The sequence below is a fragment of the Thauera sp. WH-1 genome, assembly GCF_047806685.1.
Lineage (GTDB): Bacteria > Pseudomonadota > Gammaproteobacteria > Burkholderiales > Rhodocyclaceae > Thauera.
Genome location: NZ_JBLQGP010000006.1, coordinates 99,434 through 112,196, shown reverse-complemented (window position 1 = coordinate 112,196; position 12,763 = coordinate 99,434). Strand labels below are relative to the sequence as shown.

The 12,763-nt window shown below is 70.2% G+C and carries 8 protein-coding genes; 5 read left to right on the top strand and 3 right to left on the bottom strand.

Going from position 1 to position 12,763, the window contains the following annotated elements:
• Positions 1-5: 5 nt before the first annotated feature.
• Together ACMV5O_RS08275 and ACMV5O_RS08270 are read right to left on the bottom strand one after the other, a co-directional pair.
• Complete coding sequence (locus tag ACMV5O_RS08275; protein WP_416163016.1) at positions 6-851, bottom strand: carbon-nitrogen hydrolase family protein; 846 nt, start codon at positions 849-851, stop codon at positions 6-8.
• A 60-nt stretch (positions 852-911) separates the two neighbouring features.
• Positions 912-4,847, bottom strand: coding sequence for a YhdP family protein (locus ACMV5O_RS08270; RefSeq protein WP_416163015.1), 3,936 nt, complete (start codon positions 4,845-4,847; stop codon positions 912-914).
• Positions 4,848-4,978: 131 nt separating this feature from the next.
• Here ACMV5O_RS08270 and glnE point away from each other — a divergent pair, with 131 nt between their 5' ends.
• The 5 genes from glnE to ACMV5O_RS08245 all read left to right on the top strand — a co-directional run bounded on the left by glnE (position 4,979) and on the right by ACMV5O_RS08245 (position 11,647).
• The gene (glnE, locus tag ACMV5O_RS08265) at positions 4,979-7,687 is read left to right on the top strand and encodes a bifunctional [glutamate--ammonia ligase]-adenylyl-L-tyrosine phosphorylase/[glutamate--ammonia-ligase] adenylyltransferase (protein ID WP_416163014.1); all 2,709 of its coding nucleotides are present in this window, start codon (positions 4,979-4,981) and stop codon (positions 7,685-7,687) included.
• A gap of 125 nt (positions 7,688-7,812) precedes the next feature.
• Positions 7,813-9,342, top strand: coding sequence for a CHAD domain-containing protein (locus ACMV5O_RS08260; RefSeq protein ID WP_416163013.1), 1,530 nt, complete (start codon positions 7,813-7,815; stop codon positions 9,340-9,342).
• An 83-nt stretch (positions 9,343-9,425) separates the two neighbouring features.
• Positions 9,426-9,878, top strand: coding sequence for a phosphohistidine phosphatase SixA (sixA, locus tag ACMV5O_RS08255; RefSeq protein WP_416163012.1), 453 nt, complete (start codon positions 9,426-9,428; stop codon positions 9,876-9,878).
• 201 nt (positions 9,879-10,079) lie between these two features.
• Positions 10,080-10,655, top strand: a complete 576-nt coding sequence (locus ACMV5O_RS08250; protein WP_416163011.1) for a DUF2062 domain-containing protein — start codon at positions 10,080-10,082, stop codon at positions 10,653-10,655.
• 53 nt (positions 10,656-10,708) lie between these two features.
• Entirely contained in the window at positions 10,709-11,647 is a 939-nt protein-coding gene (locus ACMV5O_RS08245) for a hypothetical protein (protein ID WP_416163010.1), read from the top strand.
• 4 nt (positions 11,648-11,651) lie between these two features.
• Here the strand turns inward: ACMV5O_RS08245 and mnmA are convergent, their stop codons facing one another.
• On the bottom strand, positions 11,652-12,749 hold the full coding sequence (gene mnmA / locus ACMV5O_RS08240; protein WP_416163100.1) for a tRNA 2-thiouridine(34) synthase MnmA: 1,098 nt from the start codon (positions 12,747-12,749) through the stop codon (positions 11,652-11,654).
• Between the last annotated feature and the right edge of the window lie 14 nt (positions 12,750-12,763).

Below are 12,763 nucleotides of genomic sequence, written 5' to 3'. Positions count from 1 at the left end.
CAGCTTCAGCCCAGGCACCGGTGGCGCAGCGCAGGCAGGCTCTCGCGCACCGCGGCAATGCGCGCCGGGTCGAGGTCGGCAATGACCACGCCTTCACCCTCGTCACGGCACGCCAGCACCTCGCCCCAGGGGTCGATGATCATGCTGTGGCCCCAGGTCACGCGCCCGTTGGGATGGCGCCCACCCTGGGCGGGCGCCATCAGGTAGCACTGGTTCTCGATCGCCCGCGCGCGCAGCAGGGTCTCCCAGTGCGCGCGGCCGGTGGTGTAGGTGAAGGCGGCGGGGAGGATGATCAGTTCGACCTCGCCCATGGCCCTGAACAGTTCGGGAAAGCGCAGGTCGTAGCACACCGACAGGCCGGTGCGCCCGGCCGGCGAGTCGAAGCAGCGCACGGTCTCGCCCGGCTCGATCGTCGCCGCCTCGTCGTAGCGCTCCTCGCCGCGCTGGAAACTGAACAGGTGGATCTTGTCGTAACGTGCCACCCGACGGCCCTCATCATCGAACACCAACGTGCTGTTGCGCACCTTGCCTGCGACCTCGGCCCGCAACGGGATGGTGCCGCCCACCAGCCACACGCCATGGCGTCGGGCCGTCTCGGCGAGAAAGTCCTGCAGCGGCCCCGCACCCTCGCACTCGCGGATCCGCACCTTGGCGCCCTCATCGCTGCTGATGAGCGGAAAGTACTCCGGCAGCGCCACCACGCGTGCGCCCGCGGCAGCCGCCTCGGCGATCAGCGGCGCCACCGCCGCGAGGTTGGCGTCGACGCCGGGCCCCGAAACGGTCTGGATGGCGGCAAGGCGGACGGTGCCGGCAGCGGGCGGGGCAGGGTCGGCATGGGATGCTGTAGTCATGTGTGCGCTGTGTGGTAGCTGGGTCTGTGGCGAGATAGGGGTGAATCGTGCCGAGCCCGATCAGTCGGCGGGCGCCAGTTCAGCCCGGCCGAGCTTGGCGACCTGGGGGTCGGCCCAACTGCCGGTGATGGCGTACTCGAAGGCGAAGAGCTTCTCGATCGGGTCGCTGAGCATCTTCTGGGCGAGATAGGTCACGACGCCCACTGCCGGGTTGAGCAGGCCCGCGGCGGCCCCGATCGCAATCGACTCGGACAGCGTCGGCTGCACGAAGACACGCAGATCCTGGGTTTCGCCGACAAGGTCCGCCGTTCCGCTCATCGTCACCCGCGCCGCCGGGCCACGGATCTCGAGGTCGCCGGTACGCATCACGCCGGCGGCGAGCTCGATGCTACCGGAAATGCGATCGAAGGCGAATCCTTCGGAAAACACGTCGCGGAAGTCCAGCGTGATGCGGCGCGGCAGCGCCTGCAGGCTGAGAATGCCGAGCAGGCGGCCGACGCCGGGCTCGAGCTTGTTGAACTGGCCGGCGCCGGCGTCCAGGCGCAGCGCGCCGGCCAGCGTCCGGTAGTCGATGCGCGTCGGCGCGCCCTGCCAGCCGAGCTCCCCGCTCAGGCTGGCGCGGCCGCCGCGCACGACGTCGGGATAGCCGACGCGGCGCGAGAAGTGGCCGACATCGGGCGTCTCGAAGCTGAACTCCATGCGCGTACGCTGGCGGCCCTCGGCCTGCCATTGGCCGCTGCCGGCGAGCCGGCCGTCGGCATTGACGAGGGCAAGACGCTCGAGCTGCCACACGCCGCCGCGGTTGCGCGCAAACACCTCGAGCCGGCCGAGGTCGAGGCCGCGCAACTCGAACCGCTCGGCCACCACGTCGAGCGCCGGCAGCTGCCGGGGCGGCGTGTCCTCGATCGGCGAATCGGTCCCCTCCGCGCTGGCCCCCATTCCCTCAGCCGCCGCCTGGCCCTCGCCACCGTCTCCGACAATGCGCAAGTGGCGCAGACGCGCCGCCAGGGTGCCGCTTCCGGCGCTGCGCCAATCCAGATCGCCCGCGGTGAGGTCGCTGTCGATCCGCGCCGTCCAGCCACCTGCGTCGCGCTCGGCACGAAGGTCCACCGCGCGCAGGCGCTGGCCGAAGGCGTTCAGTTCGTCCGCGGCCAGCGTGATACCCGCAAGCGGCAGGTCGACCCCGCCGTCGGTCACCGCGGCAGCCACCTCGCCCACAGGCTCGGCGCCGGCCTCGCTGTCGAACACCCGCCGCCAGGCGTCGACATCGAGGCGGTCGAGCACCGCCGCCACCCGCACGCCCTGCTCGGCGCGCGGCACCGCGTCGGCGGTCGCCCGCCCGAGCGCCACGCCGCCGCTCAGCTGGTGCCAGTCGGCCCCGGTGCGCGTCAGTTCGGCACGCGCCAGGCGGGCTATCTGCAGTGTGATCGCGCTGCGCGGCTGCCCTGCCGGATGGTCGACGACGAGCTGCAGCGGCCAGCTCTCGGCGCTCGGCTTGTTCAGCGGTGCGGGCAGGCTGGATGCGACCCCCGTCAGGTCCGCGTTCAGCTCCACCCGGGTGCCGGCCTTGCCCACCACCACGGCGGCGCTCCAGTCCGTCGCCCCCGACAGGCCGTCGAGCAAGGGCGTGCCATAGGACGCACGCAGCGCCGTCATGTCGGCCTTGCCGCTGGCCTCGAAGCGCACGCCGCCATCGCTGCCGCTGCGCGCGAGCACTCGCAGCGGATGGCCCAAGAGCTGCGCCCGCGCCTCGGGGATGGTCAGCGTGTCGGCGGTAAAGCGCACCCGCCCGCCAGCACGCTCGAGCGCGGGCAGCCCCTCTGCCAGTTCGAGGCGATTGCCGGCAAAGCGAAACTCGCCCTCCACCGTGGTATCGACCACGTTGCGCAAGGGCATCACCAGCTTCAGCCCAAGCTCGCCCCGCCCCTCGGCGCGCATCGTGTCGGTGAAGCCGCCGATCCGGCGCGACACCGGACTGGCGGACACGAAGCGCAGGAACTCGGCCGTCGGCCCGAGCGCCCGCCCGCTGATGGTCATGATCTCGCTCGGGCGCTGGTCCAGCTCGGGCACGTCGGCCACCACCTCGGCCAGGTCCACGCCGAGGATGCGGGCCCGGTCGGCGCTAATGCGCATGCCCGGCCCCTCGAAGCGCAGCTCGCCGAACAGCCCCTCGATGGGCGGCCAGTCGGGCGCATAATCGACGACGGCGTCGGCAACCCGCACGGTGACCAGAAACTGCCCCTCGCCCGCCCGGTACGGGAAATCCGCGAGTCGTCCGCGCAAGCGCAGGCGGGCATCGGGCACTGCGGCGGCACGAATGCCCCGCCGCACCCAGTCGTGCGTGTTCTGGTTCACCGTGCGCGGCAGGTAACGCCACACGGCCGTCCCCTCGGCACGGCTCAATCGGGCCTGCAGGTCGATCTCGCCGTCCTGCGGCCAGTAGCGGCCGGACGCGTTGCCGGCCGCGTCGACATTGTCGAACTCGGCCGCATCGAGCGCGATCTCGAGCCGCCCGTCGCGCCGCTGCCAGCCGCCCTCGGCCTGCAGCCGGTCGAAATCGAGCCGCCCCGACTCGAACACCGCGGGCAGGTCGATATGCGCGCCGCGACCGTCAATGCGGAAGCGTCCGCTGCGCTCGTTGCCGTCGATGGTGCCTGACAGGCCGCCCAGGCCGGGCAGCCCCTCGCGCGCAAGCAGGCCGAGATCCGCATAGCGCGCGCTCAGCGTCCACGCCCGCGGGGCGGCGACATCGCCGTCCCAGCTCAGTGCCAGCGCCTCGACGCTGCCCTGCGGCGCAAACGCGGCCAGCCGCTCACGCACCAGCGCATCGATCGGAAGGTGTGCCGAGAGCGCGGCGAGCACGGCGAAGTCGAGCCGGCTGGCGGCCAGGCGGCCACCGGCCAGCGCACCATCGGCTGCATGCTGCAGCTCAAGTTCGACATCGGTGGGGGCGACACGCAGCCCCGCATCGGTGTGCAGTGCGAGCTGGCGTGCGCCGAGTCGCGTGCGGCGCGGGTCGCGGGTGAGCACCAGGCGACCGTCGAGGCGGCTCACCGCAAGCTCGGGCAGATCGGCGGCGAGCCGTGTGCGCACCCCGTCGAGGGCCACGTCGAGGGTGAGCGCGAGCGCGTCGCCCTCGCTGTCGAGCCAGGCGCGCACCCCACCCTGACCACTCAGCGGCAGCGCGTAATCGACCCAGGGCTGCCACGCACCAAGGTCGGCACGCTCGAGTTCGAGGTAGAGCCGACCGACCGAGGCGGCGGGCCGCTCGGCATCGAAGCGCTGCAGCTCGCCGCGCAGCACCAGTGCCGACGCCAGCGCCGCCGGCGGCTGGGCCTGGAGCGCGAAGCGGGCGGGCGTGGCACGCTGATCGAGACGGAAGGCCACGTCGTCGAGGGCGAGCTCCGGCGCGCCACGCGCCTCGTCGGTCCAGCGCAGGCGGGCACCGTGGATCACGATCTGGCGCTGGGCAAGCAGCCAGGCGAGACCACCGCCCGGCTCTCCGCTGCCCGCCGCCACCGGCAGACCGGCGACGAACAGCGCGCCGCCGGGGTCGCGGCGCAGCTCGAGTTCGGCAGCGCTGATCTCGAGACGGTGAAAGTGCGGCTCGCCCTTCAGCAGCGAGGACCACGCCACGGTGGCGTCGACCTGCGGCAGCAAGAGCGCCGGACGCCCCTCGGCGTCGGCGATGCGCAGGGCGGTGAGCCACAGGCGCGGGCGCCAGCCGGACCAAGCTCCCTCGATCGTGCCAACCGACACCGGCAGGCCAAGGCTGGCGCTGGCCGCAGCCTCGATCTGGGCGCGAAAATCGCCCACTGCCGGCATCAGCAGGTAGCGCAGCACGAGGACGCCAGCACCGACCAGCAGCCAGCTCAGCAACAGCCCGCGCAGCACCCACGCGCCGACCGTGGCGAGCCGCCCGCGCGCCTCGCGTGGGGGTGGCTCGGCATCGCGATGCGACGTGGCAGGCTCGGCTTGGGTCAGCGGTTCGTTCATGAAGGAGGGGTTGCGGCGCGCCGGCCGAAGGGCAGCATGGCTAGAATGTCCGCACGGCGCTGCCGTCCATGACCTGGCCGAGTCGGCCTGCATTCTACCAACGAACACCCTGCTCGCACCGGAGCCTCGCCATGTCCTCCCTGCCTCATGCCGCCCCCCCCGGGCTTGCGCCAGCCATCGCCGAGGCGCGGCGCTACTCGCGCTACCTGGCACGCATGCTCGACAGCCAGCCCTGGCTCGCCAGCGCGCTTGCGGGGAGCATCGAGCGCCCGCTGTCCGATGCCGACATGCAGGCCTTCATCGCCGCCCGCGAGGCCCTGTCCGGCAGTGCCGACGCGGCCTTGCGCCCGGCCTTGCGGCAGTTGCGCACCTGGGTGCTGTGCCACCTGATCGTGCGCGACCTGGCGCTCGGCGCGCCGCTCGGCGAGGTCACCGAGACCATGACCTTGCTCGCCGAACTGAGCGTGCGCCACGCGCACGACGTGCTGCGCGCGGCGCTGGTCGAGCGCTATGGACAACCGCTGTCGCCCACCGGCTGGGAACAGGAGCTGATCGTGATCGGCATGGGCAAGCTCGGCGGTCGCGAGCTCAACGTGTCGTCCGACATCGATCTCATCTTCGTGTATCCGGAGGACGGCGACACCGGCGGCAAGAAGGTGATCAGCAACTTCGAGTTCTTCGAGCGCCTCGGCAAGCAGCTCATCCAGGCGCTGGCCGAGGTGACCGAGCACGGCCAGGTGTTCCGCGTCGACATGCGGCTGCGGCCCAACGGCGACTCCGGCCCGCTGGTGTGTTCCTTCGACATGCTCGAGAACTACTTCGTGACCCAGGGCCGCGAATGGGAGCGCTACGCCTGGATCAAGGCCCGGGTGATGCTGGGCGAACGCTGGACCGAGCTCGAGAACATCGCCCGCCCCTTCGTGTTCCGTAAGTACCTCGACTTCGGCGCCATCAACGCGATGCGCGACCTGCATGCGCAGATTCGCCGCGAGGTGGCGCGGCGCGACCGCGCGAACAACGTCAAGCTCGGCCCGGGCGGCATCCGCGAGATCGAATTCATCGCTCAGGTGTTCCAGCTCATCCGCGGCGGCCGCGACGGCGCGCTGCAGGTTCGGCCGACGCTGAAGGTGCTGGCACAGCTGGCCGAGCGCGGCATCCTGTCTGGCGCGGCCGTGAAGGAGCTGAGCGCGGCCTACGACTTCCTGCGCCGGCTGGAACATCGCCTGCAGTATCTCGACGACGCCCAGACGCACGACCTACCGGCAAACCCCGCTGACCAGGGGTTGATCGCCCAGGCCATGGGCTTCGACGCCCCGGCGGCGCTGTTCGCCGCGCTCGACGCCCACCGCGCGGTCGTCAGCCGCCACTTCGACACCGTCTTCGGCGACCCCTCTGAAGTGGACCACAGCCTGGACACGACCTGGGCCAACGCGAAGGACGTCGACAGCGTGGTGCCGGTGCTGGGCGAACTCGGCTACCGCCACCCGGCGCGCGCAGCCGAGCGTCTCGCCTCGATCCACGCCAGCCCGCGCTATCGCCAGATGCCGAACAACATCAAGAGCCGCTTCGACGCGCTGATCCCGCGCGTCATCGAGGCAGCGGCGACCACGCCGGACGCCGACGACACGCTGGCGCGCTGTCTCGACCTGATGGAGGCGATCGGCGGCCGCGGCGCCTATCTCGCCCTGCTGCAGCAATACCCCCAGGCCCTGCGCCGCGTCGCCGACCTGATGAGCGCATCGCGCTGGGGCGCGCAGTTCCTGACCCGCCACCCGATCCTGCTCGACGAGATGCTCGACGCCCGCAATCTCGACACCACGCCCGACTGGAAGGCCTTCCGCGCCAGCCTGGGCGCCGAGCTCGAAGCCCTGGAGCCCGACATGGAGCGCCAGATGGACGTCATGCGCGAACAACACCATGCCCAGGTGTTCCGCCTGCTCACGCAGGATCTCGCCGGCCTGCTGACGGTGGAGAAGCTCGCCGACCACCTGTCCGAGCTCGCCGACATCATGCTCGACCTCACCCTGCCGCTGTGCTGGCGGCGGATCAAGATCCGCCATCGCGAGGACCCGAAGTTCGCCGTCATCAGCTACGGCAAGCTCGGCGGCAAGGAGCTCGGCTACGCCTCGGACCTGGACATCGTGTTCCTGTTCGACGACGACGCGCCCGAGGCTGCCGAGGTCTACACTCGGCTCGCGCAGCGCACCAACACCTGGCTGTCGAGCCAGACCGCCGCCGGCCAGCTCTTCGACACCGACCTGCGCCTGCGCCCCAACGGGGAGTCGGGCCTGATCGTCACCTCGCTGGAGGCCTTCCGCAAGTATCAGCTCGAGTCGGCCTGGGTGTGGGAACACCAGGCGCTCACGCGCGCCCGCTGCTCGGCCGGCGACCGCGCCTTGGGCGAGGCCTTCGAGCGCATCCGCTGCGAGGTGCTGCGTCTGCCGCGCGAGCTCGAGCGCCTGCGCGCCGAGGTGCTGGCGATGCGGCGCAAGATGCGCGACGCCCACGCCAGCAAGAGCGCCGAGCTGTTCGACCTCAAGCACGACAGCGGCGGCCTGATCGACGTCGAGTTCCTGATCCAGTTCCTCGTGCTCGGCCACAGCCATGACCACATCGCACTCACCGGCAACCTCGGCAACATCGCCCTGCTGCGCATCGCCGGCGAACTCGGCCTCATTCCCGCCGAACTCGCCGCCGCCTGTGCCGACAGCTACCGCGAACTGCGCCGGCTGCAGCACCGCCAGCGCCTCAACGACCGCCCCTCGCGCGTCGACCCGGCCGAAGTCGACGCCGCGCGCAGGCCGGTCCAGGCCCTGTGGCAGAGGGTGTTCGACGAGTAGGCGAGGACGTGGCGGAGATCGGCGGGCTGAAATATTTCATGTCATGAAAGCGTGCATGACGCGCCCTAACCGGGGGACTAGAATGCGCTTGCCTTCAACATGCGCCCCGGCGTGGGGCGACCCCAATGAGCCACGAAATCGAACTCAAGCTTGCGCTGCCGCAGCGTGCGCTGCCGGCGCTACGCCGTCACCCCTTGGTGGCTGCGGCACACAAGCTGGGCAATGCGGTCACCCTCGACAACACCTACTACGACACCCCCGATCTGGCGCTGAAGGCGCGCAAGGTTGCGCTGCGCATCCGCCGCCAGGGGCGGCTGTCGCTGCAGACGGTGAAGTGCGCCGCCGTGTCGAGCGGCGGCCTGTCGCAGCGGCCGGAATGGGAGCAGGCCTACGCCGAGCAGTTCGACTTCTCGGCCATCGACGCCGCCGAGGTGGCGAAGCTGCTCAACCGCCACCGTGATGCACTGGTGCCGGTCTTCACCACGCGCTTTCGCCGCGAGACGCGGCGCCACGCGCCCAGGCCCGGACTGAGCATCCTGCTCATGATCGACACCGGCGAGGTGATCGTCACCACGCCGGCGGGCGAGTTGCGGCGGACACCGATCTGCGAGCTCGAACTCGAACTCGAGGCCGGGCGGCCGCAGGACCTGGTCGAACTCGCGAACACGCTGGCGCAGGACCTGCCGCTGATGCCGGCCGACATCTCCAAGGCCGAGCGTGGTTACCGCCTCTTTCTCGGCACCCCGCTGAGCGCGACGCGCGCCGAGGCCTCCGCGATCACGCCCGGCCAGAACGTGGTCGACGCCTTCCGCACGCTCGCCCTGTCCTGCGTGCGCCAGTGGCAGGCCAACGCCGCGGCCGCGCTCGCCCATGCCGACCCGGACAGCATCCATCCCGACTTCATCCACCAGTTGCGCGTGTCGCAGCGCCGCCTGCGCGCCCTGCTCAAGTTCTTCGCCCCCGCCCTGCCCGCCGACTTCGTCGGCGAGTGGAACGTGCGCCTGCGCGAGAACGCCGCCCGCTTCGGCGATGCGCGCGACCTCGACGTGTTCTGCACCGAACTGCTCGATGCGGTCACCCCCGAGGGCCTGGCCGATGCGGCGGCCTTCGAGGCCTTGCTGCAGACCGCGCACGCGATGCGCGATGCGGCCCGCAGCCACGCCACGCACAATCTCGACATGGCGACCCAGGGCCGGCTGCTGCTCGGCTTCACCGCCGCGCTGCTGCAACTGCCGACCGGCAGCCTGGCCGAAGCCGCCGACCTGCGCACCTTCGCCCGCCTGCGCCTCGATCGCCTGCGCAAGCGCGCCCGGCGCCAGTTCGAAGCCGCCGCCACCCTCGTCCCCACCCGCCTGCACGCCCTGCGCATCGGCTTCAAGCAACTGCGTTACGGCATTGAGTTCTTCGCGCCGCTGTTCCCGCCCAAGGCGGTCGGCCGCTATCTCGAGGGCATGGTGCGCGCGCAGACCCTGCTCGGCTTCCTGCAGGACGTGGACACCGCGCAGGCGCGACTCGCGCAGTGGGTACAGGACAAGCCCGCGCTCGCCCCCGCCGCGGCCTTCGTGCTGGGCTGGCATGCGTCGCGCTACGCGCGGCTGCGCCGACGCGTGCTGCACGACTGCGAGCCCCTGCTGTGGGGCAAGAAGCCCTGGTAGGGCCGCGCGCCCTCGGCTCCCACGTCATGCCCCTGCAACATGCGCCCACCATGATGCCTGCCTCCTCAATCCGGAACGAAGACATGGACCTCTTGCTCTGGCGCCACGCCGAAGCGGTCGACGGCAGCCCCGACCACACCCGGGAGCTCACCCCGCGCGGGCTCAAGCAGGCCCGCCGCATGGCGCGCTGGCTCGAGGAGCACCGGCCCAAGCAGCTCAGGGTGCTCGTCAGCCCGACCTTGCGCACCCGCCAGACCGCGACCGCCTTCACCGACAGCTTCCAGATCGTCCCCAGCCTGGGGCCGGAGGGCAACGTGCCGGAACTGCTCGCCGCCACCGGCTGGCCGGACGCCAGCGGCGCCGCCCTGGTGGTGGGCCACCAGCCCGCGCTGGGCAGGCTGGCCGCCCTGCTGCTGTCGGGTGCCGAAGCCGACTGGACGATCAAGAAGGGCGCACTGTGGTGGTTCACCAACCGCGTGCGCGAGGACGAGAGCCAGACCGTGCTGAGAGCCGTCATTCCGAGCGATTTCGCCTGACAGCGGGCGCGCAGCAGGCCTGCCGCGGCGGGCCGGGGCGAATCGCGACGGGGGAGTGAATTCCTCACGGCAGCGAGGGTCAGAAGCAGGCAAGATCTCGGCGCCATTGCGCTGGCATGACAGGGCGAAGTGCAGCATCCGGGCCTTGCTTGTGCTTTCCCGCGCAATGCGTAAGATGCCGACTTCGGCCCGGAACGGAACATGTTCGAACGCTTTCTGCCCTCTCGCGACGCCATCACGCAGAGCCGTCTGTTGCGCTGGCTCGGACCGCGCATCCATGACCCGCTGCTGTGGCACATCAACCGCCGGGCGGTGTCGCGCGGAGTGGCGATGGGCGTTTTTTTCGGGCTGATGATTCCGATCGCGCAGATTCCCGCGGCGGCGATCGCCTCGCTCGTGCTGCGCGGCAACCTGTGGATCGCCGCGGTGTCCACGCTGGTCAGCAACCCCCTCACCTACGGTCCGCTCTATTACTTCGCCTACCGTCTCGGCGCCGGCGTGATCGGCGCGCGCACGCCGGCCGATCTCACGCCAGAAGATGTCGAGGCGCCGATCCGCATGATCGACTCGCTCGCCCAGGCCTGGAACTGGGTGATGGGCATTGGCCAGCCGCTGCTGGTGGGCATGATCATCATGGCGGTGACCGGCTCGATCATCGCCTACTGGGGCGCCCAGCTGTTCTGGCGCGTCAAGGTCGTCAACAAATGGCGCCGCCTGCACCGCGAGCGCCGCCTGCGCGCAGCGTCGGCGGCGCGACGACCTCTTGGAACGACCTGAGCGCAGGCGTATTCTGCAGCCTCTGGTCACCCGCACAACGAGCAGCCAAGGCCATGGACGAGTCCATCCCCGACGGCACCGTCGCCATCATCGACGGCATCCGGCGCATCCACTACGACGGCTACTGGCTCAAGGCCTACGAACCGCCGGCGGATTCGCTGCAGGCCAAGAAGCAGCTCATCCAGGCGCTGACCCGTCGCCTGTTCAATCATGTCGAGCACGGCATCAACATCCCCGGCAAACGGCTCGAGGACGCGCGCCGCGCCTACGAGGCCGAACAGGATCTCGAGCGCAAGCGCGTCAAGGGCGCGATGTTCGCCGGCGCGATGTTCAATCGTGCCACCGACATCTTCACCAAGCTGGTGGAGCTGCAGGAACTGGGCATCGAGATCGATACCGACAATGCGCTGATGCGCGAGTGCGGCCTGTGCCTGCAGGAAGCGCTCAAGCTCGGCCGCCTGGTGCTGCATCGCAGCGGCGACGAAGGCATCGACGAACTGTGGGGCGAGCCCTTCCGCGCCTTCTCGATCCCGGTCGAAGCCTTCTACGAGAGCCGCTACATCAAGATCGCCCAGGCACTGCGCGAGATCGACCGCCTGGCGGCGGTGATGGCCGCGACCTTTTCCGGGTCGCCGCTGTTCCAGGGCGTGGAACCGGTGGTATTCGAGTTCGCCCGCATCGCCAAGATCAAGTGCGAGACGCTGCGCACCGACCCGGACATCTTCGACGTGTGGGCGAGCTTCGTCGTCGCCTCCGAACACCTGGGAGCCCTCACCCCCTCGCTGTCGGCGAGCTCGACCCAGATCGAGCACCAGCTCGCCTCGGACGGCCTGCGGCTGATCCTGCAGGGGCGCAACCTCGTCACCGACATCACGCGCGCCCGCGTCACCATGCCCAAGAGCGCGCGCGAATACATCGAACGCTGCAACACCTACGCCACGCTCGCCCAGGCCGCGGCGCGTCCGTCGCTGGCCCTGGTCGGCGGGCGCTGAAGCCTCAGACGATGATGCCGCCGCCCAGGCACACCCTGGATTCGTAGACCACCACGCTCTGGCCCGGGGTGATCGCCCATTGCGGCTGGGCGAATGCGATCTCGGCCCGTCCGTCGGCAATGCGGTCGATCTCGCACGGCTGGTCGGGCGTTCGGTAGCGGGGCTTGGCGGTGTAGACCCAGTTGGTGTGCGGGTCGCGGCCGGCGATCCAGTTGAGATCGGCGGCGACCAGGCGATCGCGCAGCAGCGCCGGGTGCGCATGGCCCTGCACGACGTAGAGCACGTTGGCCTTCACGTCCTTCTTCGCCACGTACCAGGCCTCATGCTCGCCCGCCTCGTCCTGGTTGCCCTTGATGCCGCCGATGTGCAGGCCCTTGCGCTGGCCGATGGTGTGGTACATCAGGCCCTGATGCTCGCCCAGCACGCGCTCGTCGTCGAGGGCGCGGATCTCGCCCGGCTGGGTCGGCAGGTAGCGCATCAGGAACTCGCGGAACGGGCGCTCGCCGATGAAGCAGATGCCGGTCGAGTCCTTCTTGGTCGCCACGTGCAGGCCGGCCTGCTCGGCAATCCTGCGCACCTCACGCTTGTACATCGCGCCGAGGGGGAACAGGGTCTTCGCCAGTTGCGCCTGGTCGAGGCGGTACAGAAAGTAGCTCTGATCCTTGGTGCCGTCCTCGGCCTTCAGCAGCTGGTATTCGGTGCGACCGTCGTTGGTCCATGCGCGCACCTGGGCGTAGTGGCCGGTGGCGATGCGCTCGGCACCCAGCTGCATGGCGTGGTCGAGGAAGCAGCGGAACTTGATCTCGGAGTTGCACAGCACGTCCGGATTGGGCGTGCGGCCGGCCTCGTATTCGCGCAGGAAGTCGGCGAACACGCGGTCCTTGTATTCCTTGCTGAAATTGACCACCTCGAGTTCGATGCCGATCACGTCGCACACCGAGGCGACGTCGACCAGGTCCTGCCGGCTCGAGCAGTACTCGGAATCGTCGTCGTCCTCCCAGTTCTTCATGAACAGCCCGGTCACGTCATAACCCTGCTGCTTCAACAGCAGCGCCGTCACCGAAGAATCGACCCCGCCGGACATGCCGACCACCACCTTCATGCCATTGCCGTCCT

Coding starts and splice junctions, on each gene's coding strand:
- ACMV5O_RS08275 (WP_416163016.1), bottom strand. CDS start 851: ATGACTACAGCATCCCATGCCGACCCTGCCCCGCCCGCTGCCGGCACC.
- ACMV5O_RS08270 (WP_416163015.1), bottom strand. CDS start 4,847: ATGAACGAACCGCTGACCCAAGCCGAGCCTGCCACGTCGCATCGCGAT.
- glnE (WP_416163014.1), top strand. CDS start 4,979: ATGTCCTCCCTGCCTCATGCCGCCCCCCCCGGGCTTGCGCCAGCCATC.
- ACMV5O_RS08260 (WP_416163013.1), top strand. CDS start 7,813: ATGAGCCACGAAATCGAACTCAAGCTTGCGCTGCCGCAGCGTGCGCTG.
- sixA (WP_416163012.1), top strand. CDS start 9,426: ATGGACCTCTTGCTCTGGCGCCACGCCGAAGCGGTCGACGGCAGCCCC.
- ACMV5O_RS08250 (WP_416163011.1), top strand. CDS start 10,080: ATGTTCGAACGCTTTCTGCCCTCTCGCGACGCCATCACGCAGAGCCGT.
- ACMV5O_RS08245 (WP_416163010.1), top strand. CDS start 10,709: ATGGACGAGTCCATCCCCGACGGCACCGTCGCCATCATCGACGGCATC.
- mnmA (WP_416163100.1), bottom strand. CDS start 12,749: ATGAAGGTGGTGGTCGGCATGTCCGGCGGGGTCGATTCTTCGGTGACG.